Below are 25,602 nucleotides of genomic sequence, written 5' to 3'. Positions count from 1 at the left end.
CATGGCAGAACGTGGGCGCCCCCGGAACTTCGACCGAGCCCAGGCCTTGCGCAAGGCCATGGAAGTCTTCTGGTCGAAGGGATATGAAGGAGCATCGCTAACCGATCTGACGGCCGCGATGGGCATCAACTCGCCCAGCCTCTACGGCGCATTCGGCTCAAAAGAAGGACTATTTCGGGAAGCGGTACAGCTTTACCGCGACACCGATGGCGCCGCCTCGCGCCGCGCCCTGACCGACGCCGCCACCGCCCGCGCGGGCATCTGCGGCATGCTGCTGGCGGCGGCCGAACGCTTCACCACGCCCGGCGCGCCGCCGGGCTGCCTGATCGTGCTGGGCGCGCCGTCCGGCGCCGACACCGATGCCGGCGTGGGCGTGTTCCTGGGCGACAACCGCCGCGAAATGCAAGGCCGCATCCTGGCCCGCCTGACCGCCGGCGCCGCCGCCGGCGAATTGCCCGCCGGCACCGACCTGAAAGGGTTGGCGGCGTTCTACACCACCATCCTGCACGGAATGTCGATCCAGGCGCGCGACGGCGCCAGCCGCAAGACCTTGCAAGCGGTCGCGCGCCAGGCGATGTGCGCCTGGGACGCGCTCGCCGGCATGCCCCCTTCCGGCCTGCCCCCAGGCCGCGCCCACGCCTGACGGGCCCTCCCATGCTCCGCATCGACCTCCGGCGCCTCATCCTCTGGATCAGCCTGCTGTCGATCTTCCTGGTGCTGGCCGCGGGTCTGCATGCCAGCTACCTGGTGCAACGCGACCTGCTGCTGCACAACGCGCTCGAGAGCAACCGCGTCTATGCCGCCAAGCTCGCGGCCACCACGGAATACTTCCTCGGCGACCTGCGACGCCATCTGGCCTACAGCGCCGACATGCTGGCCGACATGGAGACCCATCCGGAACTCATGACGTCGGAAACACGGCGCCAGGAAGAACAGCTGGGCCACTTCAATTCCAGCTTCGTGGTGTCGGCGCAGGGCAAGGTGCTAGCGGTGTCGACCTCCTACCCGCAGCTGATGGGCCAGCAGATGACCAGCGACGCCGCCCGGACCGCCTTGACCACGCGCCGGCCGTTCATCAGCGAACCCTTCCGCGCCAGCACCGGCCGCTGGCTGATCCTGTACACGCATCCGATCTTTTCGCGCGACTACCGCTATCTCGGCTATATCGCCGGCACGCTCTACCTGCACGAGGACAACGTGCTGGACCGCCTGCTGGGCCAGCACTTCAACCGCGACGACTCGCTGCTGTACGTGCTGGCGCGCGACGGCACGCTGATCTATCACCCCGACCGCAGCCGCCTGGGCAGCATGTCCGCGAACAAGACGGCGTTGGCCGCGGCGCTGCGCGGCGAGACCGGCGAGGCGCGCTTCACCGACGCAACGGGCGCCGAGATCCTGGCCGGCTACGCGCCGGTGCCGAGCACCGGCTGGACCATCATCGCGCAGCGGCCGGTGGCCAGCACCCTGCTGCCCCTGAACGACCTGCTGATGGCGACCGCGCGCAACACCCTGCCGCTGCTGCTGATTTCGATCCTGCTGATCTGGCTGCTGTCGCGCTGGATCGCCCGCCCGCTCGGGGAACTGGCCAGCATCGCCAAGCACATGCAGGATCCCGATTCGGCCGAACGCATCCGCAAAGTGCGTTCGTGGTATTTCGAGGCCTCGCAACTCAAGCGCGCGCTGCTGATGGGGCTGACGTCGATCCAGCACAAAATCCGCGACCTGCGCCGCGCATCCACCACCGACACCCTGACGTCGCTGCTGAACCGGCGCGGCCTGAACGAGGCCATGGCGCTGCTGCAGGCGGCCGATACGCCGCTGGCCATCGTGGCGCTGGACATCGACCACTTCAAGAACGTCAATGATCTTTACGGCCACGCCGCCGGCGACCGCGCGCTGCAGGTGCTGGCGGCGCTGCTGACCGAAGGCTCGCGCAGCGGCGACACGGTCGCGCGCAGCGGCGGCGAGGAATTCGTGATGCTGATGCCGGGGTCGCCGCTGGCCGCCGCGGTGGCCACGGCCGAGCGCCTGCGTCAGAAGCTGGAAGCGCTCGGCACCGAGACCGGCCTGCCCGCGCCGATCACGCTGTCGGCCGGCGTGGCCTGCTATCCGCAACACGGCGCCACGCTGGACGAAGTGATCCAACGCGCCGACCGCGCCCTCTACTACGCCAAGAACCACGGCCGCAACGCGGTCTGCGTCGCCGACAACCAGGCGCGCGACGGCGCCCGCCTGGCGCTGCCGCGCTGACGCCGCCTACTTGCCCTTGGGCGCCGGCGCCTTGGGCGGGGTGCGCATCTGCTTGAGCAGCGCGCCGCAAGAATTGTCGTCGGTGGTGCTGGGCGCGATCAGCGCCAGCAGACCCGCCGCCGGCGTCAGGATCACGCCCAGCGCCACCATGCCCGCGCCGCGCGCGGCCAGCGGCCCCACGTGCACGCCCACGTCCGGCTTGCCGAAGGTGCCGCGCACGTACAGCGGCGAGCGCAGCGAGAAGATGCGGAAGCCCTTGCTGTCGGGCGTGATGTCCAGGTCGAGCTTCTCGTTCTTGAAGTCCGTGGTGCCGGTGATGTTGATCAACGCGTTCTCGGTATCGAACACGAAGACGCGCGGCGTCATCACGCCGCTCTTCATCTCCAGGTCGGCCGCGCCGCAATTGATCTTGACCTCGTCGTCGCCGAACAGCTTCGAGACGACGTAGTTGCCGACGTTCAGGCCGGCGATCTCCATCAGGCTGCGGCTGATGACGCCGTCGTTGACCAGCATCTTCACGTCGCCATTGGCCGAGCCGAGCAGCGCGGCCACGGAATTGCCCGTGCCCGACAGCGCCAGGTCGCCATTCAATTCACCCAGCGCGCTCTGCATCGACGCCGTCGCCGGGAACAGCTGCTTGAGCCGCAGCCGCCGCGCGTGCATCTCGACGCGGCCCGTCAGGGGCGCCTTGGAGCCGTCCAGCCGCACGATGGCGGCCATGCTGCCGCCGGCCATGCCGAAGCGCAGCGGATCGAGCGTCAACTGGCCGTCTTGCAGGATCACGTGCACCGTCAGGTCCGACAGCGGCAGCTTGGCGTCGTGCACGATGCGACCGGCCTCCAGCGCCACGTCGGCGTCCATGTCGCGCCAACGGTCGGTGCGGAACGCCTGCGTCGGCAGCACCTTGCCGTCGGGCGGCTTGGCCGGCGCGTCCTTGGGCTTGTCCTGGGCCGGGGCGGGCCTGCCGGACTGCACGCCGATCAGCGGCCCCAGGTCGGCCATGCGCAACTGCTTGGACGACAGCTTGCCGGTCAGCTTCGGGCGCGGCGCGGCCAGCGAGAACGTCACATCGCCATGCAGGTCGCTGTTGCCGACGCGGCCGTTGAAGTCGCGGTACTCGAACACCGCGCCGCCGGCGTTGCGCAGCCTGGCCACCAGGTGGCCGTCGGTCGAATACGGCGGCGTGTCGGGCAGCGTCACGCCGGTCAGCGGATACAGCTGCGCCATCGAGCCGCCCGACAGCTTCAGGCGCAGGTCCAGCGCGCCCAGGTTGGCGGGGTCGGTCAGGGTGCCGGTGATGGCCGCCTTGGTGCCGCCGATCGACACGTCGGCCTGCACCGGAAAGGGCTGTTTCGGGTCCTGCAACGCCAGCATGCCGCCGACCTTGCCCTCGCCCTTGGTGGGCAGGTTCTTGAATTTGCCGTCGACCTTCCAGCCGAAGACATAGTCGCGCGGCGCCGCCGCGGCGGCGTCTTCCGGCACGAAGGCGGCGCCGGCCACGTCGGCGAACGGCACCGGCTTGCCCAGCGGATCGACCAGCACGGTCAGGTCGGCCTGCAGGATCGCATCGGACAGGCCGACACTGCCCTTGTCGAAGCCGATTTCATTGATGTCCAGCACCCACGGCGACGGCTCGCCGGTCTCGGGCAGGGTGAAGACCCAGTTGGCGCGGCCGTCGGCCAGGCGTTCGAGGTCGGCGGCGGGCTCGGTCAGCTGGATGCGCCGGATCACGACCCGATGGGCCAGCAGCGGCAGGGGCGACAGGCTGAACTCACCGCGCTTGAGGGTGGCGAATTCCGGCACGCGGGCCCATTCGGTGTTGGCGACGCTGATGTCATTGGCCACGATGTGCGGCCATGGCACCCAGCCGCGCCACCCGCCCTCGTCCGATTCGCGCGACCACTCCACGGTCAGGTCGCCGTTGATCGCGAAGGGCCGTCCGATGGCCGCGGTGACGCGTTCGTTGATCATCGGCCGGGCGCGATTCCAGTCGAAGGTGGCAACCAGCACGACCAGCACCGCCACCAGGACGACGAGGGTGCCCACAATCCCGACCGCTATTTTTGTTTTGCGCGTCATCGTTATCATCCTTGCCGTTGCCGCCGGAGCGCCGATGCCCCGGCCCTATTTACCCTCAAGGGTAGCGCGCCGCGCCCGGCGGGTTAAGCTTGCCGGCCCCATAATGTGTACGGATTTTTCCGTGTCATAGAGCGCGGTCGGCAAAAGTTACAAAGCGACCGGGCGGGAACCGGCCGTTCGCCCGCCGTGGACGGAATAATTCCTACCGATTTTTTGACGCCCGCCCTGTTCAAATGCGCGGCGATCGACCCGCAACCGTCCCCGGGGACGGAGCAGCAGTACTACCTGGAGGCCCGATGCGGCATTCGAGCTTGATTTTCGTGGTGGCGGCCTTTGCGCTGCTGACCCTCAGCCGCCTGGCCCTGGCCGCATGGCAATGGCAGCGGGTGCGCAACGCCGGCGGCCTGGCCCCCCTGCTGCTGGGCGGACTGCGCATCGACGCCCACCAGATCGGCGTGCTGGCCGCGCTGCCGATCGTGCTGTCGCCCTGGCTCGGCCACCTGCCGTTCGCCGCCACCGCCGCCGGCATCTGGTATCTGGTCGCGTTCATCCTGCTGGCCTTCCTGGAAGTCGCCACCCCGCCCTTCATCCTCGAATACGACACCCGCCCCAACCGCCTGTTCGTCGAATACCTGAAGCACCCGCGCGAGGTCTCCGGCATGTTGTGGCGCGGCTACAAGGGCGCGCTGCTGGGCGGCTTCGGCGCCCTCGGGCTGATCGGCTGGGGCGGCTATGCGCTGTTCGGCCACGCCGTGCCCGACGCGCCCCTGGCCTGGTGGCAGATGCCGCTGGCCAGCCTGGCGATCCTGGCGGTGGTGATCCTGGCGATCCGCGGCACCCTCGGCCACCGGCCCATCAACCCGTCGTCAGTGGCCTACAGCTCCGACGGCATGCTCAACACCCTGGCGCTGAACTCGCTCTACAACGTGTTCTACGCCGTCTACAGCATGAAGAACGAGAAGTCGGCCTCCGCCGTGTACGGCGGCATGGACGACGACGACATGCAGCGTCGTGTGCTGGCGCAGGCCGGCCTGCCCTATCCGCCGGCCAACGCGGACTATCCCAGCCTGCATCGCCAGCCCGCCAGCCGCAAGACCGCGCGGCCGCTCAACCTGGTCATCATCCTGGAAGAAAGCCTGGGCGCGCAGTACAGCGCCGGCCTGGGCGGCATGGATCTGACGCCCGAACTGGACGCGCTGGCGCGCGACGCCTGGACCTTCACCCGCGCCTACGCCACCGGCACGCGCTCGGTGCGCGGCCTGGAAGCGGTGGTGACCGGCTTCCTGCCGACCCCGGCGCAGGCCGTGCTCAAGCTGCCGCGCTCGCAGCGCGGCTTCTTCTCGCTGGCCGACCTGCTGGGCCGCCATGGCTACCACTCGCGCTTCATCTACGGCGGCGAATCGCACTTCGACAACATGAAGGGCTTTTTCCTGGGCAACGGCTTTCGCCAGATCGTCGACCGCGAGGACTTCGTCGATCCGGCCTTCGTCGGCACGTGGGGCGCGTCGGACGAGGACATGTTCAACCAGCTCGACCGGCTGCTGCGCGAGGACGGCGACCAGCCCACCTTCACGCTGGCCTTCAGCGTCTCGAACCACTCGCCCTGGGAATACCCGGCGGGCCGCATCCAGACCGAGGGCAACCCGGCCACGGTGGAGAACACCGTGCGCTACGCCGACTGGGCCCTGGGCCGCTTCTTCGAGCGCGCCAAGGCCGCGCCCTACTGGGAGAACACCGTCTTCCTGATTGCCGCCGACCACGACTCGCGGGTGTTCGGCGCCAGCCTGGTGCCGGTGCGCCACTTCCATATTCCCGCCGTGATCCTGGGCGCCGGCGTCGAACCGCGGCGCGACGACCGCCTGATCAGCCAGATCGACCTGGCGCCGACGTTGCTGTCGCTGATCGGCGTCGATACCGAGCACCCGATGCTCGGCCATGACCTGACGCGCAGCACGCCGGGCCGCGCCATCATGCAGTACGACAACACCTACGGCTATCTGAAGGAAAACGACCTGCTGGTGCTGGCGCCGAACAAGACGCCGGTGCAGTACCGCTACACCGCGCCGGAAGACTATGCCCCGGCGCCGCTGGATCCCGCGCTGGCCGAAGAGGCGCTGGCGCACGCGCTGTGGCCGAGCTGGGCCTACCGCGAAGGGCGCTACTGCATCCCGGGCGCGGCCGCCGTGGCGCAGGACGCGAAGACGCCGGCTGCCGCCGGATAGGCGCTTACGCCGGCCGCCGGTTCGCCGGCCGCCGGATCGCCGGCCGCCGGAATGCCTTGCGCGCCTGCTCGCTGGGACCGTGGCAGTGGCAATCGGGATGGTGGTCGTTGACCATGCCGACCGACTGCATGAAGGCATACACCGTGGTCGGGCCGACGAATTTCCAGCCCAGCTTCTTGAGGGCCTTGGACAGGGCCTCGGATTGCGCCGAGGTCGACGCGCCGCGCGTGGACGGCGATCCCGGCGGCGCCTCGAAACGCCAGAAGAACGCCCCCAGCGACCCTTCGCGCTCGATCATTTCCAGCGCCCGCCGAGCGTTGTTGATGACGGCTTCGATCTTGCCGCGATGGCGCACGATGCCGGCGTCGGCCAGCAGCGCCAGCACCTGCTTTTCGCCGAAGCGCGCGACCTTGGCCGGATCGAACGCGGCGAAGCCGCGGCGAAAGGCCTCGCGCTTGTTCAGGATGGTGCGCCAGCTCAGGCCGGACTGGAATCCTTCCAGGCACAGTTGCTCGAACAGGGCGCGGTCGTCGCCTTGCGGACGGCCCCATTCGTTGTCGTGGTACGCCATGTATTCGGCGGACGTGTCGACCCAGGCGCAACGGGCGAGGCCGTCGGAAAAGGCGGAGTTTGCGGTCATGGAAAAGCGTCCTGGCGGCTATCGGGTTTCCGATGCTACCGCAGCAACGTCCCCGAAAAAAGTCGTAGCGGCCGCAAGCCGAATCCAGCTACTATTTCCCGCCCTGATCCCGCGCCGGCCGTGCCCGAGCGCGCCCCGGATCGGCCAGGCGGGCTTGCGGCATGCAAGCCCGTTTTGCGTCATGCCGGGGCCGGACAGGCTTTCGGATCCACCGCCATGTCCCTGCTCGAGACAGCCGCCCTGACCCTGGTATCGCCCGCCCTGCTGGCCGGCGACAACAACCCCGCCACCAATCCCTGTCTGGACTGCGGCGCCTGTTGTTCGCATTTCCGGGTGTCGTTCTATATCGGTGAACTGGCCGGCGAAAATGGCGGCCAGGTGCCGCTGGATCTCGTGACGCAGATGAGCCCGCTGCGGGCCTGCATGAAGGGCACCGAAATGGGCGGCGGCCGCTGCGTCTCGCTGCGCGGCGAACTGGGCCAGCCCGGCATCCACTGCGCGATCTACGAGAACCGCCCCACGCCCTGCCGCGAGTTCGACATCTGGATGCCCGACGGTTCGCCCAATCCCGATTGCCAGCGCCTGCGGCTGGCGCTGGGCCTGCCGGCGGTGCCGCCGCGGCCCGACGCGGAAAACGATCCGCAAGGCCCGTCGCACCCCAACCAGCCCGACCAGCCGGCCGCGGCCTGAAACGCCTGTCGTCCTAGCGGGCGGCGACCAGCATGCCCTCGGCGCCCGCCTGCGCCTCCTGCCCACGCGCGGCCCGCGGCGCATTGTCGCGACGCCGCACGCGCACGATGCCCGGATCCTTGCCCAGGAAGCTCAGCACGTTCTGCATCACGCGCTCGCGCTCGTGGTCGACACAGATCATGTGATAGCTGTCCTGCAGCAGCACCACCGACGCGCCGGGAATCCGCGCCCCCAACAGCCGCGCCGAACGCGGGCTGGTCAGCTCATCCTCGACCGCGTGCATCACCAGCGTCGGACAGCGCATCCGCTCCAGCCCGCGCTTGACCATGCCGCGCAGGCGATCGACCTGCCGCACGCACGCCAGCGGCACCCATTGGTAGTGAAAGCCGTCGCCGCGCGCGAAGCCCGCCTTGATGAAGGCCCGCACCAGCTCGCTCTTGACGCCATACGGGTCTTCTTCCTCGACCCGGATGCGGCGCGGCACGCCCGGCACGTGATACAGCAGATAGCGCAGGCCCCGGTACCAGGGCGTACTCCAGCCATCCAGGAACACCGGCGCCGACAGCGACACCAGCGCGCCGCGGGTGTGCGACTCGCGCTTGCAGAGTTCGACCGCCAGCAAGGCGCCCAGGCACATGCCGATGACGTGCACCACCTCGTACTGTTCGCACAGCTCGCGGTAGCGCCGGGTGACGACGTCCATCCAGTCCTCGACCCGCACGTCCAGCAGGTCCTCGGGCCGCCCCGCGTGGCCGGGCAGGGTCACGCCATGGGTTTCCACCCCGGCGCGGGCCAGCACCTTGTGCAGCGAGCCCATGTCGAATTCCGTGCCGCCCAGGCCATGGATCAGCAACGCGCCGGTGCGCGGGGTGGTCACGGCGTGCTCCCGGCCGGGGCATCGAGCTGCCAGGCGGCGCGCGTGGCCGCCAGCAGGCGCGCCAGGACGTGGGCGAAGGCGAGGACCGGGGTCGGAGCCGCGGCGGCGCCGGCGCTCCCGGCCGGCGAGAAAGCGAGGAAAGGTTGGCAAGTCATGGAACACCCTTGATGCATGGAGGGCAGGACGAGAAGACCTGTCCTACCCTGCCGCCATGGTAGGCAAAGGGCATCCGCGAAGATCCGCAAATCTGTCGGGAAAAAGTGAAGATCCGTAAAGGCTGGCCAGGGCTGGACGGCGCGGCCGGCGACGGGTGTTGGCGGCCTGCCGCCACGCGGCCCCGGACCGGCCGGCGGCCCGTCGAAGACTTATTCCCGGCCCGCCAGATAGCGCGTGGGCGTCATGCCGAAGGCGGCGCGGAAGTTGCCGATGAAGGCGCTGGTGCTTTCGTAGCCGACCGACAGCGCGGCTTCCGTGACCGAACCGCCGCGGCACAGCATTTCCAGGCCGCGCAGCAGCCGCGCCTGCTGGCGCCACTGGCCCAGCGTGACGCCGGTCTCCTGGCGGAAACGGCGCATCAGGGTACGCGTCGACATGTTCAGCCGCTGCGCCCATTCGTCGATGCCGGAGGGGTCGTCGGGCGTGCCCAGCAGTGTGTTGGCCAGGTCCTGCAGGCGCGGATCGTCCGGCATCGGCAGCAGCACCGGCGCGTGCTCGCGCTGCTTGACCTCGACCAGCAGCACCTCGAACAGCTGCTCGAGGTAGGCCTCGGACAGCTCGCCGGGCGGGCTGGTGGTGAAGCGTTCCATCAGCGCGTCGATCAGGCGCGACGACGGCCACGAGCGGCAATGATCCGGCAGCCGGGCGCAGGCGTCGGGCCGCACGTACAGGAACGACCCGCGCGCCTCCCCGAACCAGCGCGCGGCGTGCGTCACGCCGGGCGGAATCCAGCCCAGGCTGCCCGGCAGCACGGTCCAGACCTCGGCGCCCGACTGCACCAGCACCAGGCCCTCGTGCACCAGCACCAGCATGCCCTCGTTGTGCACGTGGTCAGGCACGGACAGCCCCTTGGACGCGCGCGGATGCCGCATGCTGAACGGCGTCAGCAGGACATCGGGCAAGGCGTTGTGGACCACGGTCACGCGCATGGTTGGCAGGTTTGAGCTACAGGTTGACGGATTCCCGTTAGCGGGGTCATTTGAAAATGTACATCATTCTCATCAATCGGGCATCGCCCCCCGAATGGAGAATCGACATGGACCATACCCGCCTGCGCGTGGCCGGCATCAAAGCCACCTTCCCGCGCCTGAAGATCCTGGACATCTTCCACCAGCACGCCGACCAGCACATGAGCGCGGCGGACATCTACCGCAACCTCATCTCGGAACGCAGCAGCATCGGCCTGGCCACGGTTTATCGCGTCATCACGCAACTTGAGGACGCCGGACTGCTCAAACGTACTCAGCTCGACTCGCACTCCACCGTGTACGAGTTGAATGACAAGGGACACCACGACCACCTGGTCTGCCGCCATTGCGGCCGGATCCAGGAATCCAGCGACCCCGCGATGGCGCAGCTGGTGCGCGATATCGCCAGGCAACGCGGCTTCGCGCTGGATTCCTACAGCCTGGTGCTTTACGGCGGCTGCGGCTGCCGCAAGGCCGCGCCCGCCCCTTCCATCGGAGAATTCGAATGAACCGCGACCAGTTTTTCTTCCACGATCTATCCCACTTCCCCATCGTCACCGCCAGGCACGGCAGCGCGCCGGCCGGCTATTCCGCCAGCTGGATCCGCGAGATGGAGATGCTGGTCGACAACCCCCAGACCTTCGTCATGGTGGTGCCGGACATGCGCACCGAGGCCAGCCACGACGACCGCAAGGCCATGATCGACTGGCAGACCACCAACATGCCGCGGCTGAAGGCGCGTTGCCGCGCGTTCATCGCCGTCGAACGCGACGCCGGCGCGCTCGACAAGATCCGCAAGCGCGGCGAGAAGATGGCGCGGGCCTTCGGCATGCCGTTCCTGGCCGTGGCCACGCCGCATGAAGCGGTGCAGTGCGCGCGCGAACTGCTCGGCCAGGCCGGCCCCGGCGGCTTCGTGATCGACTGACGCGCACCACGCTTGCACTCTGCTTTCAAGCGCGCCTTCGGGCGCGCTTTTTTTGCGTATCCGGCCCGCGCACGGCCGTAAATCCCGGCGCCAGGGCTTATTGCCGAAATTAGAATGCAATATTGATAAATTTGCGATTGTGGCAAAAGGTGTTGCTGGAATAAATTCCACCACTGGCCCAATCGCCTGTCCCGCAGGCTCCCGGGGCTGGCATTGCAGCGCGCCGGGCTCCCGGAAAGCGCTCATCCCGCGGCGCAACCCACCCTCGCTTGCGTGGTCCGACGCCGTTGGCCGTGGCGTTCACAAGACGGCACGGCGCGCGGCCACCCCAAGGACCGCCGCCTCCCGCGCTGTTCATAGCGGTTGCCAGCCGCCCGGACTCGACATTGAGATTTACGGCACGCACATCAATGAAGCGATTCCAATTCGACAGCACCGCGCTTCGTTACTTTCTCACTGTCGTCGACACAGGGTCCGTCAATGGCGCCGCCGCGCGGCTCAACGTCGTCAGCTCGGCCGTCAGCCGCCAGATCGCCGGCCTGGAGCAACGCCTGCACAACCAATTGTTCGAACGCCACCCCAAGGGCATGCGGGTGACGGAAGTCGGCCGCATCCTGGCCGACCATGCGCGCCGCGTCGAGGCCGACGCCGCCCGCACCTATGCCGAAATCGACGGCCAGAACGGCCGCTACACCCAGACCGTGAAGATCGCCGGCGCGCCCGGCTTCGCCGCCTACGCCCTGCCGCGCAAATTCGCCGCCTTCCAGGCCGAACACCCGACCATCCGCTTCAAGTTGCACATCCTGGATGCCGGCCTGGTGGCCGAACGGGTCCGTTCGGCGCAGGCCGACATCGGCGTCACCTACAGCCACACGGCGGAAAAGGACATCGCCGTGATCTATTCGCATCCCGCCGAGATCGTCGCGGTGATGCGCCCCGGCCACCCGCTGGCCGCCAGCGAATCGCTGCACATCACGCAGCTGTCGGCCTATCCGCTGGCGCTGCCGGACGGCGGCAGCGCCCTGCGGCAGGTGCTGGACATGGCCTGCAGCCTCTACAACATCACGTTGTCGCCGGCCTTCACCTCGAACCTGCCGGGCGCGGCCTATCACTATGTCCAGGCCAGCGACGCGGTCACCCTCTGCGCCCGCCTGACCGCCACCGAACACCTCGAAAGCGGGCGGCTGATCTGCCGCCCGATCAATGACGCGCTGCTCAACGCCGGCCAGCTCCAGTTCCAGACGCACGCCTCGCGCCCCCTGTCGGACGCCGCGCACCGCTTCCTGCGCTTCATCCGCAGCGACGCTCCCCAACTGTTCTGACCCCGCGGCCGGGCCCGCCAACGCGCAGGAAAGCCAGGCGCGGCGGCAGCATTGCCGAAAGCAGAATGCCTCGATGAAAAATGATCAATTGTTAAATTTGTAATTCAAATTTACAGTCAGCCGGATTTTCCGAGACCACGCTTTGACGGGTCAGCCCCAAGACACACACAGGAGCCTCCCCACCATGCTTAAGAACCTGAAGATACGCACCGGCCTGCTGGCCGTGATGGCCATCTTCGTCCTGGCGCTGGCAACCGCCACGAGCATGGGCTGGATCTACGCCCGCGATGCCGATGCCGCGGTGGACGACCTGAACTCGGTCGCCACCGAGCAGACCCGCCCCCTGTACGAAACGCAGACGCTGCTGCTGCGCAGCCGGCTGACGCTGGTGGCCGCCTACCTGGACATCGTGTCCGGCAAGGGCAGCCAGGCGCAAGGCAGCATCGACCAGGCCACCCAATACCTGCAGGATGCGCGCAAGCAATTCGCGGTGTACCAGCGCGTGCGCAAGAACACCGAGGCCGGCCTGAAGCTGGCCGGCCAGCTGGAAAGCGTTTTCACCGCCTACGTGCGCAGCATCGAGGCCCTGGAAGCCTCCTTGCAAAAGCAGTCGGCCGAGGGCTACGCCGCCGCCGTGGTCGACACCCGCAGCGCCGACGCCCGCTTCGCCGAACGTGTAAACAGCTTCCTCGAGCACACCGAACGCCGCAGCGCCACCATCAACGCCGAATCCGACCTGCGCTATAAACGCGCCGAGTTGTCCACCATCATCATGCTGGTCCTGGCGGCCGCGCTGGCGCTGGGTTGCTGGCGCTTCATCAGCCGCCAGGTGCTGCAGCCCCTCAAGGACGCCGCCACGCACTTCGACCGCATCGCCTCCGGCGACCTGACGCAGCGCGTCGCGGTCAATTCCAGCAATGAAATCGGCGTGCTGTTCACCGCCCTCAAGCGCATGCAGGAAAGCCTCACCCGCACGGTGGGCGAAGTGCGCCGCAGCGTCACCGAGATCAACACCGGCGCCGCCGAGATCTCGTCGGGCAACACCAACCTGTCGGCGCGCACCGAGGAACAGGCCGCCTCGCTGGAAGAAACCGCCGCGTCGATGGAAGAACTGGCCACCGCGGTCAAGCAGAACACCGAGCACGCACACCAGGCCAACAGCCTGGCCGCCGAAAGCCGTGGCGTCGCCCTGCGCGGCGGTCAGGCCGTCGGCCAGGTGGTGGAAACCATGGCCCGCATCTCGGAAAGCTCGCGCCGCATCTCCGAGATCGTCTCGGTGATCGATGGCATCGCCTTCCAGACCAATATCCTGGCCCTGAACGCCGCGGTCGAGGCCGCCCGCGCCGGCGAGCAGGGCAAGGGCTTCGCGGTGGTCGCCGGCGAAGTGCGCACCCTGGCCCAGCGCAGCGCCCAGGCGGCGCGCGAAGTGAAGGACCTGATCGAGCAATCCTCCAGCAATGTCGACAGCGGCGCCGAGCAGGTCCGCGCGGCCGGCGACACCATGCAGGAAATCGTCGACTCGGTGCAGCGCGTCACCCTGATCATGGCCGAGATCACCGAAGCCTCGACCGAGCAGTCCATCGGCATCGACCAGATCAACGGCGCGGTCACGCAGATGGACGACGTCACCCAGCAGAACGCCGCGCTGGTCGAGCAAGCGGCGGCCGCCGCCTCCTCGCTGGAGGAACAGGCCAAGCGCCTGGCGGCCACCGCCGCGTTCTTCAAGCTGCCCGCCGAGACCGTGATCGACGTCACGCCGCAGGCCATCGCCGCCCCGCTGCGCCCGGCTTACGTCGCCTGACGGCGGCCCGCCGATTTAAGACTCCGCCCGATCGGCCGTTGTCCTGTAGGTCAGGCCTCGCGACACGCCTCGCGACGGCCTTCAATCGACCACGAGCCCACGACGCATGAGCCGCGCCCTCGCCTGCCATTTTTGCCTATCGACGCTGGCGCAAGGCGCGCCCCTGCTGGAAAGAAACGGGGCCGCCATCTGCAAATCCTGTGCCGACGCCTTTTCGGCCGAGTTCACCGAGCGCGCCTGGGCCATGGCGTCGTCCCTCGACGAACAGCTGGACGTGCTGTTGGCCGAAAGCCAGCGGGCGCTGCAGCACAGCGCCATCCTGGCCGAACGCGCCCGCGGCTGCGGCCTGAGCCTGGCCGACCTGTCGGCCATGCCTCCCCGCACGCTGTCCTGATCCGGCGCGGATCCGTCGCCCCGGCCGACAAGTGATGCCTGGCGGCCTGCCTTGACCTCAACCGTGGTTGAGGTCTGATACTGGCGCTCCAACAAAACGATTCGTTCCCGGAGTCCAGCATGTCGTCCCGCATCACCCCCGCCCTGCCCTCGCTCGCCTTCATCAATCCGCCCGGCCTGTACGACCCCCGTCCCAACGGCTACTCGCACGTGGCCGTCGCCGACACGCCCGCGCGCCTGGTGTTCGCCGCCGGCCAGGGCGGCGAAAACACCCGGGGCGAGCTGCACCCCGACTTCGTGCTGCAGGTGCGCCAGGCGCTCGACAACGTCCAGACCGCACTGGCAGGCGCCGGCGCCACGCTGTTCGATGTCGCCAAGCTGACCGTGCTGGTGGTCGATCACAGCCAGGAACGCCTGGCGCTGTTCACCCACGAGATCAAGGCGCGCTGGGGCATCCACCTGGCGCCGGCCTGCACCCTGATCCCGGTGCCGCGCCTGGCGCTGGACGGGATGCTGGTGGAGATCGAGGCGACGGCGCTGCTGCCGCTTTGATCCCCCTGCCTCAGAAGGTGTATTTGGCGGTCAGCAGGAACGACCGCGGCGCGCCGAAATGGTTGTTGTCCTGGGTGCTGCCGATCGCCTGGTAGTAATACTTGTCGAAGACGTTGTACACGTTCAGGCGCAGGTCCAGGTCGCGGCTCGCCTGGTACGACACGACCGTATCGACAATGCCGTAGCCCGCCTGCCGCACGTTGTAGCGCGGCAGGCTGATCGGGCTTTGCAGACGGACCGCGCCGCCCACGCGCCATGCGTTCAGCGCGCCGGGCAGCGTGACCATGGTGGACAGCTTGAACAGGTGGCGCGGCGTCTGCGTGTCATAGCGCGTGCCGGCCGGACCGTTCTCCGAATCCTTGAGGTACTTGGACTGGTTGTAGGTGTAGCCGGCCATGACCTGCCAACCCGGCGTCAGCGTGCCGGCCAGTTCCAGCTCCACCCCCCGGCTCTGCACCTCGCCGGACTGCGAATAGCACGACTGGGTCGGGTTCGCGCAAGTGGACTGCAACTGCGTGACCGGCAGGTTGCGCTGGTTGATCTGGAAAATCGCGGCGCTGGCGTTGAGCCTGCCGTCGAAGTACTCGCCCTTGATCCCGGCCTCCAGATTGGTGCCCGTCACCGGATCCAGCAATGCGCCCGTCGCCGTCTGGTAGTTCTGCGGCTGGAAAATCGAGGTCCAGCTGGCATAGACCGAGTGGTGGGCATCCAGGTCGTAGACCAGCCCGGCGTAGGGCGTGATCTCGTTGCTCACCTTGTAGCCGGCCGGATCGACGTAGTCGCCGGACTTCAGCGTCATGCGGTATTCATACGAATCGACGCGCGCCCCCACCATCAGCGTCAGGGGATCGGCCAGGCTGAGCCGGGTGGTGGCGTACGCGCTGGACAGGCGCTGGTGGCCCTTGCGCGACCACGGGTAGGTGAACGCGGGCTTGGGCACCGCGCTGGAATCCCAGTTCATCGGATCGACGATCACGTTGTAATCCGTGGGCCAGCCGCCCGGGCCGTCATCGTCCTTGTTGCGGCGAAAGCTGCCGCCCAGCACCAGTTCATGGGTGCGGCCCAACAACTGGAACGGACCGCTCAGGTAGCCGTCGATGCTGTGCTGCGTCTTGTCGTAGGCGTATTGGCCCGCGCCCTGGCCAAAGTCCTCGGAATCCTCCAGGGGATAGAGATAGGTGCCCAGCATGTCCAGCTTCGAGCGCAGCACGCGGGCCGTCACCCGGCCTTTCCAGCCGTTCGCGAAGCGGTGGTCCAGTTCGGCGAACAGGCTGGAGTTCTCCTTGTTCCAGTAGGCCCAGTCGGGGGTCAGGCGGGTCGACCGCTTGAAGTCGTAGAACGAGCCATCACGCCGCGTCGGCAGGCCGTTCCAGTCGGCGCCCGGGTTGTCCTCGCGGTTGTAGTAGCCGCCCACGCTCAGCGTGGTGTTCGCGCCCAGGTCGGCCTCGATCGTGCCGTAGTACAGCTGCCGCTGATGCTCGTACGCCTTCTTGAAGGTGCGCGAATCCTGGTAGGCGACCACGCCACGCGCGCGCACGCTGCCGCTGGCGTTCAGGGGACCCGACCCATCGACCTCGCCACGGTAGTTGTCCCAGCTGCCCGCGCTGGTCGTCACCGAGAACTGCGGCGTGGCGGTCGGCCGCTTGCGCACCAGATTGATCGTGCCCGACGGATTGCCCACGCCGGTCATCAGCCCGGAGGCGCCTCGCAACACCTCCACGTGGTCATACATCGCCAGGGTGGCGACGCCCTGCGTGTCGTAGTCGTAGCCCAGCGGCACCCCGTCGGCCAGGAAGGAACTGATCTCGAACCCGCGCGAGAAGAACTGGGTCCGCTCGCCGCCGCCGATCTGGCGCGTGGTCAGCCCGGTGGTATCGTGCGCCACCTCGTCCAATGACTGGAAACCCCGGTCATCCATCTGCTGCCGCGTCACCACGCTGATCGACTGCGGCGTCTCGCGTTGGGACAGCTGGAACTTGGTCGCCGTGCTCATCGAACCGATCGTGTACGCGCCCGAGCCCTCGGTGACCGGCCCCAGCGTGGCGCCCTCGACACTCACCGGCGCCAGCGTGGCAACGCCCGTCGCGCTTCGGCGCAGCGTCAGGGTGCCGTCCGCCGCCGTGGACAGCTCCAGGCCCGAGTCGGCCAGCGCGCGCCCGGCGGCCTGCCGCAGCGTCAGGTCGCCGGAGACCGCCGGCGCCATCTTGCCGGCCACCAGTTCGGGCGAATACGAGATCACCGCGCCCGCGGTCCGCGCGATCTGGGTCAGCGCGACGTCGAGCGGGCCGGCCGCGATGCGGTACGACCGGACCTCCCGGGCGACTTGCGCCTGGACCGGGACGGCGGCGGCGAAGGCGAGCGCGGCCAGCGCGCGGGAAGCCGGGAACCTGAAGCAGAACATGGAACACTCCGTGATTGCGTGAAGACGCGTTCCATGTATGTGCAATGGCGTCGCCAAAAAAACACCCAGTGCGGAAAATTTTCCGTGGCGCGGCAAGCGCGCCTCAGGCCTGCCGCGTCGCGACGTCGATCATCACCAGCCAGGCGCCGAAGCGGCGCAGGGTGATCGGCTGCGTGTGGCGCAGGGCTTCGAGGGCGCGCTCGGTGTCGTCCAGCGGGAACAGGCCGGATACCCGCAGGCGGCTGGCGGCGGCAGACACCCGGATCCAGCCGGGGCGATAGCGCGCCAGCGCGTCGATCACCCGTTGCAGCGGTTCGTCGTGGACCTCGATCCGCCCTTCCTGCCAGGCGGCCGCATGGGTCTGCGCCGCCTGGACCGGGTCGATCCTGTGCGCGTCGAACCACGCGCCCTCCCCCTCGGCCAGCAAGCGCTGCTGGCCGCCCACGGTGACGATCCCGGCCTGTCCGGTCAGCGCCACGCACTGGCTGCGATTCTCGGCGCATCGCACCAGGACGCTGCCGCTGCGCGGCAGCACCGCGCCTTGCGCGGTCTGGATGCGCAACGGTGACGCTGCGCCAACCGCGTCGGCGCCGTCGGCCAGCCTCACGACAATGGCGCCCGCTTCCAGTCGCACCCGCCGCCGCCCGCCCGAAAAATCGATGCTGGCCGCGGTGCGCGCGTCCAGTTCCATGATGGCGCCATCGGGCAAGGCCACGGTGCGGCGCTGTCCGGTGCCGGTCAGATAGTCCGCCGCCACGTGGGTCAGCGGCAGGAACCGGTCCAGGCAGACGGCGCCGCCGAACAGCCCGCCGGCGGTCAGGAGCAGCTTGTTCAATCGACGCCGCTGGGCCTCCTGCGGCCGCAGCAGGGAGCGCCGCAACGCGCCGGAAGCGCTCAACAGACGGGGATCGATGGCGTGCAGCGCGCTGCCGAGCGCGGCCTCCAGGTGGTGCCAGGCCGCCTGATGCGACGGACTGGCGGCCAACCAGGCCTCGAATGCGCGCTGGTCGGCTTCGGTGGCCGCGCCCCCCGACAGACAGAGCCGCCAGGCAATGGCGGCCTCGCGCGCCTCGGTGGCGGGCGTGGCGCTCATGCGTCGAACGCTGCGCAGCAGCGCTGCAAGGCCTGGGCGATGTACTTGCGCACCATCGTGGGAGACACATCGAGGCGGCCGGCGATATCGACATGCGTCATGCCGTCGAGCTGGCTGTAGAGAAACGCCATGCGGGCCTTGGAGGACAAGCCATCGAGGACGGCGTCCAGGGCCTGCAATGCCTGCAAGGTCTGGTAGCGGCTCTCCGCCGAAGGTTCCACCAGTTCGGGCTGGATGCGCAGCATGTCGAGCCAGGCCCGCTCCAGTTCACGCCTGCGCCAGAGCCGCCAGGTGATGCGTCGCGCGATCGTGACCAGCATCGCGCGCGGCTCGAGCAACTGATGCAGCGCCGGCGCCTGCAGCAGTTGCGTGAAGGTCTCGCTGGCGACGTCCTGCGCATCTTCCCGATTGCGCAGGCCATCGCGCAAGCGCCGCTCGAGCCACGGATGATCGTCTTTGTAGATGCTGGCGAAGCGGGCGTTTCTGGCCAGATGGGAGTCCACGGCGCACAAAATAGGGAAATGGGAATCGTTATTGATTATGACACGATTCCCCCGCCGGGATGCGATGCTGGCCCTGCCCCCTGCCAGAAGAAAACCGCGGCAAGACCTGCGTCGCAAAAAAAAACGCCGCTTTGAAAGCGGCGTCTTTTCGATGCGGCGGCGCAAGAGGCAATCTGGCCGCCTGGAACAAAGACCTGAACAACCTCGCGGGCATTTGCTCCGGCAAATTGGGGTGGTGGGCTGAGCGAGACTCGAACTCGCGACCAACGGATTAAAAGTCCGCTGCTCTACCGACTGAGCTATCAGCCCGACCGAAGCCAGAAATTATGGCTGATTTCGCAGACCTTGTCAAAAAATAGAGACGAGGCGCCTCAACGACGCAACATCCGTTCGCGACCCGCCCGACGCGCCAGTGCACACGCCCCTCCGGTCGGCCCGGCGGGACAATGGAAAATGGCCGCCCCGCGCGCGTCAACGAAAAACGGCCGCTTGCGCGGCCGTTCTGCATCGGAGAGGCGATCCTGGCTTACCAGGCAGCCACCACCGCGCCCTTGAACTTGGTCTCGATGAACTGCTTCACGGCCGGGCTGTGATAGATGCTGACCAGCTTGGCGAACTCGGGACGGTCCTTGTCCTTTTCACGCACCACCAGCACGTTGGCGTACGGCGAGTTGGGCGATTCCTGGGCGATGGCGTCGGTGGCCGGGTTCAGGCCCGCTTCCAGCGCGAAGTTGGTGTTCACGGCCGAGGCGTCGGTGTCGTCCAGCGAACGCGGCAGCTGGGCGGCGTCCAGTTCGATGAAGCGCAGCTTCTTCGGGTTCTCGATGACGTCGATCGGGGTGGCCTTCAGGCCGGCTTCCGGACGCAGCTTGATCAGGCCGTTGGCCTGCAGCAGCAACAGGGCGCGGCCGCCGTTGGTGGGATCGTTCGGCAGCGCGATGCGGGCGCCTTCCTTCAGCTCGGCCAGCGACTTGATCTTCTTGCTGTAGATGCCGATCGGGAAGATCACGGTCTTGGCGATGCTGACCAGCTTGTAGCCGCGGTCGGCGTTGGCGTTGTCCAGGTAGGGCTGGTGCTGATAGCTGTTGACGTCCAGGTCGCCCGAGGCCAGCGCGACGTTGGGCTGCACGTAGTCGGTGAACTCGATCACCTGGATGTTCAGGCCCTGCTTGGCGGCTTCTTGCTTGACCACGTCGAAGATCTGGGCGTGCGGGCCGGCCGTGACGCCGACCTTCAGCGGCTTGTCCTGGGCCAGCGCGGGCTGGGCGAATACGGCGGCGCCGAGGGCGAACGCGGCCAGCGACTTCAAAACCTTGATGCTCATGTTGCGAATTTCCCGAATGTCGGAAGGAGGAAAAGGATGAGGAAAGCCTGCGTTCAACGGTGCGAGATGCGGCGCACGTAGCGGTCGCCCAGGCTCTGGATCAGCTGCACCAGCACGATCAGCACGATGACCACGGCGGCCATCACGTCGGACTGGAAGCGTTGGTAGCCATAGCGGATCGCCAGGTCGCCCAGGCCGCCGCCGCCGATGGCACCGGCCATGGCCGAATAACCGATCAGGCTGACCACGGTGACGATGGTGGCGGCGATCAGGCCGGGCAGCGCCTCGGGCAGCAGCACCTTCATGATGATCTGCATCGGCGACGCGCCCATGGCGCGCGCGGCGGTGATCAGGCCCGGATCGACTTCGCGCATGGCGTTCTCGGCGATGCGCGCCATGAACGGAATCGCGGCCACCGACAGCGGCACGATGGCGGCCGTGGTGCCGATCGAGGTCTGCGCCACCAGGCGCGTGAACGGAATGATGGCGACCATCAGGATCACGAACGGCACCGAGCGGGTGGCGTTGATGACCGCGCCCAGCGCGTGGTTGACGGCCTGGTTCTCGAGCATGTTGCCGCGCGCGGTGACGGTCAGGATCACGCCCAGCGGAATGCCGACCAGCACCGCGATGGCGCTGGCCACGCCCACCATCAGCAGGGTGTCAAGCAGCGACGTAATAAGCAGGTCGATCAGTTGCGGACTCATGAGCAATTTCTTCAACGGTGATGTCACGGGCGGTCAACGCGGCGATGGCGTCCTTGACCGCGGCGGGCGCGCCTTGGGCCAGCACGAACATCGTGCCGACGGCCACGCCCTGGATGTCTTCGACGCGCGCCTGCACCAGGCCCACGTCCAGCGAATACTGCGTCGACAGGTCGGACAGGAACGAGCCCGACGCGTCGGTGCCGGTCAGCGACAGGCGCAGCAGGCGCACGGCCTGGCCCGGCTTGGCGGCGGCCAGCGTCTCGATGCGCTGCTTGACGGCGGCCAGCGTGGCGTCGGTCAGGTCCGAGGCGGTCGCGGCCGACACCATGGCGCGGGTCACTTCGTGGCGCGGCTGCGCGAACACTTCGCGGGTGCTGCCCATCTCGACCACTTCGCCCTGCGACAGCACGGCCACGCGGTCGCAGACTTCGCGCACCACTTCCATCTGGTGCGTGATCATGACCACGGTGACGCCAGTCTTGCGATTGATGTCGCGCAACAGCGCCAGGATGTTGTGGGTGGTCTCGGGATCGAGCGCGGACGTGGCTTCGTCGCTGAGCAGCACGTCCGGATTGTTGGCCAGGGCGCGCGCGATGCCGACGCGCTGCTTCTGGCCGCCGCTGATCTGGCTGGGATATCGGTCGCGCAGGTGCTCAAGGCCCACCAGCGCCAGCAGGCGCTCGACGCGGGCCGGGATCTCGCTCTTGGCGACGCCGGCGATTTCCAGTGGCAGCGCCACGTTGCCGTACACCGTGCGGCGCGACAGCAGGTTGAAGCCCTGGAACACCATGCCGATGCGGCGGCGCTGGGCGCGCAGTTGCGCCTCGCTCAAGCCGGTCAGCGCCTGGCCGCCAATGGCGATGGAGCCCTCGTTGGGACGCTCCAGCAAATTGATGCACTGGACCAGCGTGCTTTTACCGGCCCCGCTGGGGCCGATGATGCCGAAGACCTCGCCCTGCTGGATGTGCAGGTTGATGCCACGCAGCGCCTGGAACTGGCCGTGCGGCGTGGCGTAGGTCTTGGATAGGTTCTCGATCTGAATCATGGCAAGCGATTTTGTATCTTTTCTCTTCTAAAGAGAACGACCGTTTTTTCCATTTTTAATAACTGACAGTAATATAGAATACGTCCACAAAAAGACGTAAAGGGCAGTCGGGAAGGAAAGCCTTCCTGACTGCCCTTTTTGCATCGGAGGCCGGCGGACCAGCCCCGCCTGGCTCAACGAGCGCGGGAGATACGGACCTCGGCGCCGCGGCGCTTGACCTCCAGGCCTTCCGACGGCGAAATGCGCAGGCCTTCCAGCCCCTTGATGTAGCTGGAGCCCTGCATCTGCATGACGCGGATCTTGTTGCGCATGACCACCGGGTTGTGCACAGGCATGCCGAACATCCAGACTTCGTCGAGGATGCGGGCCGAATTGAATTCGCCCGTGTGCTGCGCCGCCGGACCCAGACAGAGCATGTGCCCTTCGCGCCCGAACACCGGGAACTGGCCATGATCGCAATCGATGGTCCAGGTGGTGCCGCCTTCGTAGCGATGGCCGGTGTTCAGGTCCCACCAGGCTTCGCCCTTGGGCAGATACACCCGCACCTGCTTGCCCGGCGCGGTGATCGGCGCCACCAGCAGGGCCGGGCCCAGCAGGTATTGCAGATCCCATTCGTGGGCGTGCGGATCGTTCGGGAACGACAGCGCCATGGAACGCTGCACCGGCAGGCCGGTGCGCGCGGCATCCTCGATGGCGCCCAGCACATAGGGCACCAGGCGATAGCGCCACTGCATCCAGGTCTTGACCTGGGCCAGCGTCTCGTCGCCGAAGTCCCACGGCAGCAGGCCATTCACGCCCTGGAACGAGAAGTTCGCCGAGAACACGCCGGCGGTCAGCCAGCGCAGGTACAGCTCGGGCGTCATGTCGGCCGTGCCGCGCGACCCGGTGCCGATACCGTGCACCTGGACCGGCAGGCCCGAGGCGCCGATCGACAGCGCGGTGCGCAGGGTATGGCGCAGGCCTTCCCAGGTGTTGTCGACCTGCGGCCCCACCTGCCACGGCAGGCGCTGCGCGGCGGGGAACAGGTCGGTGCTGGGCACCACGCCTTCGGGCGGCACCTTCAGGCCGGCGACGGCGTCGAACAGCGCGCGGCGCACCAGCAGCGGATACATGCTGCGCAGCGCCGGGCCGGTCTCGCCATTGCGGGCGGTGACACCGTCGGGGATGGCGATCTGGGCGTCGCAGGCCGGCGCGTCCAGGCCGTCCTCGACCAGTTGGCGATGGCGCTCGACCCACAGGTTGTAGATGTCGCGATAGGTCAGGTCCAGCAGGCCGTAGGGCTGGCCGGAGGTGGCGGCGATGCCGTCGAACACCTGCGCCGAGCCGTCTTCACGCGTGAGCAGCCAGCCGCGGTCTTCGAGTTCCTCGAACAACGGGCTGGTCTTGATGACGCCGGGAAAACCGGACGCGGCCACGTGCACGTTGTGCTTGTGGAACAGCGCCAGCATCTGCTTGGCGTCGGGGAAGCGCTGGGCATCCCATTCGAACACGGTCTTGTCGGCCTGGAAGCCCCACGCCGCCGGCTGCGCCAGCGTCACGGCGTCGACCGGGATCTGGTTCTCGCGCATGCGGCCCAGCAGGGCCACGGTCTGCGTCGGCATTTCGCCGCTGGCCTGCTGCAGCCACGCGCCCATCGCCCACAGCACGGGCTGGCCGGCGCGGCCGGTCAACGCGGTGTACTGGTTGAGGATTTCAGCGGGCTCGCCGGCGAACAGGAACACGTCCAGCACCACGTCGTCGACACTGACGACGTAGGCCGAATCGGCCGGCGCCGTGCCCACCGCGTGCTCGACGCGGCGCATGGTGTTGACGTACAGACCCCAGCCGCGCGGGCTCCATGCCAGCGGCAGGGCGCGATGCTCGGGATCGTCGGAGACCACGGATTCTTCGCGGCGGTTCAGGTCGCCCGGGGTTTCGCCCAGGCCGTACACGCGCTCGTCCGGCAGCAGGGTGAAGCCCGCCGTCCAGACCGCGTCGTCGGCCTGGTCCAGCGCGTTGTGCCCGAATGCGGGCGTATGCGCGGAAACCTCGGACTCGAACACCCGCTCTTCATTGCGATAGAGCGCAAAGCGCACCGGGTTGGATTGGAGCTCCAGGGCCACATCGCCCTGGGTGATGCGCCAACCGTCCCCGCCTTCGCGCGGGGCGATGGCGGCCTCGCCCACCGCCTCCTGGCGCGCGAGCAGCATCTCGGCCACGGCGCGCGCGCGCGCGCCGGGCTTGTCATCGGTAAGGTGGTTCGCCTCGCCGCAGCGCAGGCGAAACACACCAGGCGCATGCGCCTCGACTACCAGGTGCAACCCATCGCCCGCGTCGAAATCGATGCGACTGGGGCGGGACGTCAGCAGCTCGATGGTGTCGAGCTGGGTAGTATGGGCAAAGTCGAACTTGGGCGGCACAGAGCATCCCCCGGCTTAAGCCAAAAACCATCAAAAGACGCTATTTTGACGGATTTGAGCTTTGAAATAAACTCGGTCCCTCTTTTGGATGGCGATATCATCCAAAAAAAGGGGTCACAAAGCCCCCGGCCGGCCTCCCGCGCGTCGTCGCCAGAGCGCCTCCGGAACACCAAACCTGCGCCCAACGCGGGCCCATTTGGCGCCAAATCCTGGCATTTGCCCCAATTCTACGCCACCCCATTCCGCGCCCGGCAGCCCCGCAGAAGTTTTTTTCAGCGTGGCGCGATCAACCGGGACAGATCGGTTTCAAGCGGTGACGGCTCGCCGCATAGCCGGGCCGCGATCAGGTCCCCCATCAGCGCCGACCAGGACAGCCCGCGCGACGCGTAACCGGCCGCCAGCCACAGCCCCGGCGCATGGGTCAGCTCGCCCACGGCGGGCAGGCGTCCCGGCAAGACCGCCCGCCATCCCGCCCAGCCCGGCAAGCTGCCCGGCGCCAGGGCGTCGAAAGCCGGAAAACCGCCGCCCAGCAGTCCCGCCGCCTTGTCCAACGTGACGCGCTGGCCTTCGGCGCCGATACGCGCCTCGGTGGCGCCGTGCACATAGGTGCTGCCCGCCACGCAACCGGCGCCGGTATCGGGCAGCAGGTAGCCTTCGCCGCCCACCACGCAGCGCGGACCGCCGCCCAGCGCCGCCGCCGGCACCAGCGTGACCTCGCCCGCCAGCGCATGCATCTGCGCCACCCGCGGCAGCGGCGCCAGCAGGCCGCTGGCCGCCAGCACGCCCTGCGCGCCGAAGGCGTTGGCCAGGATCACGACATCGGCCCGCGCCAGCTCCGTGTCCGCGGCGTCGAACGCGCGCCAGCCCGCGCCCTCGGCCACCACCCGCGCCACCGTCCCCGCCGCCACGCGCACGCCGGGCGTCGCCAGCAAGGCCGGGATCAATTGGCCGGGCTGCACCAGCATGCCCCGACCGAAGAAGATGCCGCCGCGCGCCAGCGGCAATCCGGCCAGCGCGCTGGCCTCGTCGCGGCTGACCGCGCGCACCCAGTCGCGCGGAAACGCCAGCACCGACAATGTTTCTTCCAGCGCCGCGGCGCGGCCCGCATCTCGCTCCAGCTGCACGGTGCCGCACACGGTCGGCGCGGCGCCGCCGGCCAGCCCGGCCCACCGAGCCTGGGCGCGTCCGCTGCCGG

23 protein-coding genes and 1 tRNA gene are annotated in these 25,602 nt (G+C 68.1%); 10 read left to right on the top strand and 14 right to left on the bottom strand.

Annotation, left to right across the window (positions count from 1 at the left end; translation table 11 throughout):
- Position 1 precedes the first annotated feature (1 nt).
- The gene (locus tag H0523_RS15075) at positions 2-643 is read left to right on the top strand and encodes a TetR/AcrR family transcriptional regulator (protein WP_054433539.1); all 642 of its coding nucleotides are present in this window, start codon (positions 2-4) and stop codon (positions 641-643) included.
- 11 nt (positions 644-654) lie between these two features.
- Positions 655-2,250: a sensor domain-containing diguanylate cyclase gene (locus H0523_RS15070; RefSeq protein ID WP_054433538.1), complete on the top strand. Its 1,596-nt coding sequence runs from the start codon at positions 655-657 to the stop codon at positions 2,248-2,250.
- A gap of 6 nt (positions 2,251-2,256) precedes the next feature.
- Here H0523_RS15070 and H0523_RS15065 read toward each other — a convergent pair whose 3' ends face one another.
- Positions 2,257-4,329, bottom strand: coding sequence for an AsmA family protein (locus H0523_RS15065; protein ID WP_054433537.1), 2,073 nt, complete (start codon positions 4,327-4,329; stop codon positions 2,257-2,259).
- A 296-nt stretch (positions 4,330-4,625) separates the two neighbouring features.
- On the opposite strand from H0523_RS15065, the gene H0523_RS15060 reads away from it, so the two are divergent.
- Complete coding sequence (locus H0523_RS15060) at positions 4,626-6,551, top strand: LTA synthase family protein (RefSeq protein WP_054433536.1); 1,926 nt, start codon at positions 4,626-4,628, stop codon at positions 6,549-6,551.
- 4 nt (positions 6,552-6,555) lie between these two features.
- Here H0523_RS15060 and H0523_RS15055 read toward each other — a convergent pair whose 3' ends face one another.
- Entirely contained in the window at positions 6,556-7,191 is a 636-nt protein-coding gene (locus H0523_RS15055; RefSeq protein WP_054433535.1) for a DNA-3-methyladenine glycosylase I, read from the bottom strand.
- A gap of 216 nt (positions 7,192-7,407) precedes the next feature.
- On the opposite strand from H0523_RS15055, the gene H0523_RS15050 reads away from it, so the two are divergent.
- On the top strand, positions 7,408-7,881 hold the full coding sequence (locus tag H0523_RS15050) for a YkgJ family cysteine cluster protein (RefSeq protein WP_054433534.1): 474 nt from the start codon (positions 7,408-7,410) through the stop codon (positions 7,879-7,881).
- A gap of 13 nt (positions 7,882-7,894) precedes the next feature.
- Here H0523_RS15050 and H0523_RS15045 read toward each other — a convergent pair whose 3' ends face one another.
- From H0523_RS15045 to H0523_RS15035, 3 genes are all read right to left on the bottom strand, one after another.
- Complete coding sequence (locus H0523_RS15045) at positions 7,895-8,758, bottom strand: alpha/beta hydrolase (protein ID WP_054433533.1); 864 nt, start codon at positions 8,756-8,758, stop codon at positions 7,895-7,897.
- Positions 8,755-8,913, bottom strand: coding sequence for a hypothetical protein (locus H0523_RS15040; RefSeq protein ID WP_156333492.1), 159 nt, complete (start codon positions 8,911-8,913; stop codon positions 8,755-8,757). The genes H0523_RS15045 and H0523_RS15040 overlap by 4 nt, the downstream gene beginning before the upstream one ends.
- 210 nt (positions 8,914-9,123) lie before the next feature.
- On the bottom strand, positions 9,124-9,903 hold the full coding sequence (locus H0523_RS15035) for a helix-turn-helix domain-containing protein (protein WP_006392995.1): 780 nt from the start codon (positions 9,901-9,903) through the stop codon (positions 9,124-9,126).
- Between the two features lie 107 nt (positions 9,904-10,010).
- Between H0523_RS15035 and H0523_RS15030 the strand changes: the two genes are divergently transcribed.
- The 6 genes from H0523_RS15030 (at position 10,011) to H0523_RS15005 (ending at position 14,935) form a co-directional block, all read left to right on the top strand.
- Positions 10,011-10,451, top strand: coding sequence for a Fur family transcriptional regulator (locus tag H0523_RS15030; protein ID WP_054433532.1), 441 nt, complete (start codon positions 10,011-10,013; stop codon positions 10,449-10,451).
- Positions 10,448-10,867: a hypothetical protein gene (locus H0523_RS15025; RefSeq protein ID WP_054433531.1), complete on the top strand. Its 420-nt coding sequence runs from the start codon at positions 10,448-10,450 to the stop codon at positions 10,865-10,867. The genes H0523_RS15030 and H0523_RS15025 overlap by 4 nt, the downstream gene beginning before the upstream one ends.
- A gap of 410 nt (positions 10,868-11,277) precedes the next feature.
- Positions 11,278-12,189, top strand: coding sequence for a LysR family transcriptional regulator (locus tag H0523_RS15020; protein WP_054433530.1), 912 nt, complete (start codon positions 11,278-11,280; stop codon positions 12,187-12,189).
- A 184-nt stretch (positions 12,190-12,373) separates the two neighbouring features.
- Entirely contained in the window at positions 12,374-13,990 is a 1,617-nt protein-coding gene (locus H0523_RS15015; RefSeq protein WP_054433529.1) for a methyl-accepting chemotaxis protein, read from the top strand.
- A gap of 106 nt (positions 13,991-14,096) precedes the next feature.
- Positions 14,097-14,384, top strand: coding sequence for a hypothetical protein (locus H0523_RS15010; RefSeq protein ID WP_054433528.1), 288 nt, complete (start codon positions 14,097-14,099; stop codon positions 14,382-14,384).
- Positions 14,385-14,503: 119 nt separating this feature from the next.
- Complete coding sequence (locus H0523_RS15005) at positions 14,504-14,935, top strand: RidA family protein (RefSeq protein ID WP_054433527.1); 432 nt, start codon at positions 14,504-14,506, stop codon at positions 14,933-14,935.
- A 10-nt stretch (positions 14,936-14,945) separates the two neighbouring features.
- On the opposite strand, the gene H0523_RS15000 is transcribed toward H0523_RS15005, so the two are convergent.
- The 9 genes from H0523_RS15000 to H0523_RS14960 form a co-directional block, all read right to left on the bottom strand.
- Positions 14,946-17,336, bottom strand: coding sequence for a TonB-dependent siderophore receptor (locus H0523_RS15000; protein WP_054433526.1), 2,391 nt, complete (start codon positions 17,334-17,336; stop codon positions 14,946-14,948).
- Positions 17,337-17,439: 103 nt separating this feature from the next.
- Positions 17,440-18,429 carry a FecR family protein gene (locus H0523_RS14995; RefSeq protein WP_054433525.1) on the bottom strand — a complete coding sequence of 330 codons (990 nt, stop codon included), beginning with the start codon at positions 18,427-18,429 and terminating at the stop codon, positions 17,440-17,442.
- Entirely contained in the window at positions 18,426-18,932 is a 507-nt protein-coding gene (locus H0523_RS14990) for a sigma-70 family RNA polymerase sigma factor (protein WP_054433576.1), read from the bottom strand. Before H0523_RS14990 ends, H0523_RS14995 begins: the two co-directional genes overlap by 4 nt.
- A gap of 233 nt (positions 18,933-19,165) precedes the next feature.
- Positions 19,166-19,241, bottom strand: a tRNA-Lys gene (locus tag H0523_RS14985).
- A 217-nt stretch (positions 19,242-19,458) separates the two neighbouring features.
- The gene (locus H0523_RS14980) at positions 19,459-20,256 is read right to left on the bottom strand and encodes a MetQ/NlpA family ABC transporter substrate-binding protein (RefSeq protein WP_006392982.1); all 798 of its coding nucleotides are present in this window, start codon (positions 20,254-20,256) and stop codon (positions 19,459-19,461) included.
- Between the two features lie 53 nt (positions 20,257-20,309).
- Positions 20,310-20,963 (bottom strand): methionine ABC transporter permease, encoded by a 654-nt coding sequence (locus H0523_RS14975; protein WP_006388812.1) that lies wholly within the window; start codon positions 20,961-20,963, stop codon positions 20,310-20,312.
- Positions 20,920-22,008 carry a methionine ABC transporter ATP-binding protein gene (locus H0523_RS14970; protein ID WP_054433524.1) on the bottom strand — a complete coding sequence of 363 codons (1,089 nt, stop codon included), beginning with the start codon at positions 22,006-22,008 and terminating at the stop codon, positions 20,920-20,922. The genes H0523_RS14975 and H0523_RS14970 overlap by 44 nt, the downstream gene beginning before the upstream one ends.
- Before the next feature lie 173 nt (positions 22,009-22,181).
- Complete coding sequence (locus H0523_RS14965) at positions 22,182-24,407, bottom strand: glycoside hydrolase family 31 protein (RefSeq protein ID WP_054433523.1); 2,226 nt, start codon at positions 24,405-24,407, stop codon at positions 22,182-22,184.
- Positions 24,408-24,679: 272 nt separating this feature from the next.
- Positions 24,680-25,602, bottom strand: a 923-nt coding sequence (locus tag H0523_RS14960) for an FAD-dependent oxidoreductase (RefSeq protein WP_180180085.1), incomplete at its 5' end; no start/stop codon positions are given.

This window comes from Achromobacter insuavis (genome assembly GCF_902859645.1).
GTDB classification, from domain to species: domain Bacteria; phylum Pseudomonadota; class Gammaproteobacteria; order Burkholderiales; family Burkholderiaceae_B; genus Achromobacter; species Achromobacter insuavis.
The sequence above is the reverse complement of the archived record's forward strand: the minus strand, read 5'-3'. Positions and strand labels throughout refer to the sequence as shown.

Coding starts and splice junctions, on each gene's coding strand:
- H0523_RS15075 (WP_054433539.1), top strand. CDS start 2: ATGGCAGAACGTGGGCGCCCCCGGAACTTCGACCGAGCCCAGGCCTTG.
- H0523_RS15070 (WP_054433538.1), top strand. CDS start 655: ATGCTCCGCATCGACCTCCGGCGCCTCATCCTCTGGATCAGCCTGCTG.
- H0523_RS15065 (WP_054433537.1), bottom strand. CDS start 4,329: ATGACGCGCAAAACAAAAATAGCGGTCGGGATTGTGGGCACCCTCGTC.
- H0523_RS15060 (WP_054433536.1), top strand. CDS start 4,626: ATGCGGCATTCGAGCTTGATTTTCGTGGTGGCGGCCTTTGCGCTGCTG.
- H0523_RS15055 (WP_054433535.1), bottom strand. CDS start 7,191: ATGACCGCAAACTCCGCCTTTTCCGACGGCCTCGCCCGTTGCGCCTGG.
- H0523_RS15050 (WP_054433534.1), top strand. CDS start 7,408: ATGTCCCTGCTCGAGACAGCCGCCCTGACCCTGGTATCGCCCGCCCTG.
- H0523_RS15040 (WP_156333492.1), bottom strand. CDS start 8,913: ATGACTTGCCAACCTTTCCTCGCTTTCTCGCCGGCCGGGAGCGCCGGC.
- H0523_RS15035 (WP_006392995.1), bottom strand. CDS start 9,903: ATGCGCGTGACCGTGGTCCACAACGCCTTGCCCGATGTCCTGCTGACG.
- H0523_RS15030 (WP_054433532.1), top strand. CDS start 10,011: ATGGACCATACCCGCCTGCGCGTGGCCGGCATCAAAGCCACCTTCCCG.
- H0523_RS15025 (WP_054433531.1), top strand. CDS start 10,448: ATGAACCGCGACCAGTTTTTCTTCCACGATCTATCCCACTTCCCCATC.
- H0523_RS15020 (WP_054433530.1), top strand. CDS start 11,278: ATGAAGCGATTCCAATTCGACAGCACCGCGCTTCGTTACTTTCTCACT.
- H0523_RS15015 (WP_054433529.1), top strand. CDS start 12,374: ATGCTTAAGAACCTGAAGATACGCACCGGCCTGCTGGCCGTGATGGCC.
- H0523_RS15010 (WP_054433528.1), top strand. CDS start 14,097: ATGAGCCGCGCCCTCGCCTGCCATTTTTGCCTATCGACGCTGGCGCAA.
- H0523_RS15005 (WP_054433527.1), top strand. CDS start 14,504: ATGTCGTCCCGCATCACCCCCGCCCTGCCCTCGCTCGCCTTCATCAAT.
- H0523_RS15000 (WP_054433526.1), bottom strand. CDS start 17,336: ATGTTCTGCTTCAGGTTCCCGGCTTCCCGCGCGCTGGCCGCGCTCGCC.
- H0523_RS14995 (WP_054433525.1), bottom strand. CDS start 18,429: ATGAGCGCCACGCCCGCCACCGAGGCGCGCGAGGCCGCCATTGCCTGG.
- H0523_RS14980 (WP_006392982.1), bottom strand. CDS start 20,256: ATGAGCATCAAGGTTTTGAAGTCGCTGGCCGCGTTCGCCCTCGGCGCC.
- H0523_RS14975 (WP_006388812.1), bottom strand. CDS start 20,963: ATGAGTCCGCAACTGATCGACCTGCTTATTACGTCGCTGCTTGACACC.
- H0523_RS14970 (WP_054433524.1), bottom strand. CDS start 22,008: ATGATTCAGATCGAGAACCTATCCAAGACCTACGCCACGCCGCACGGC.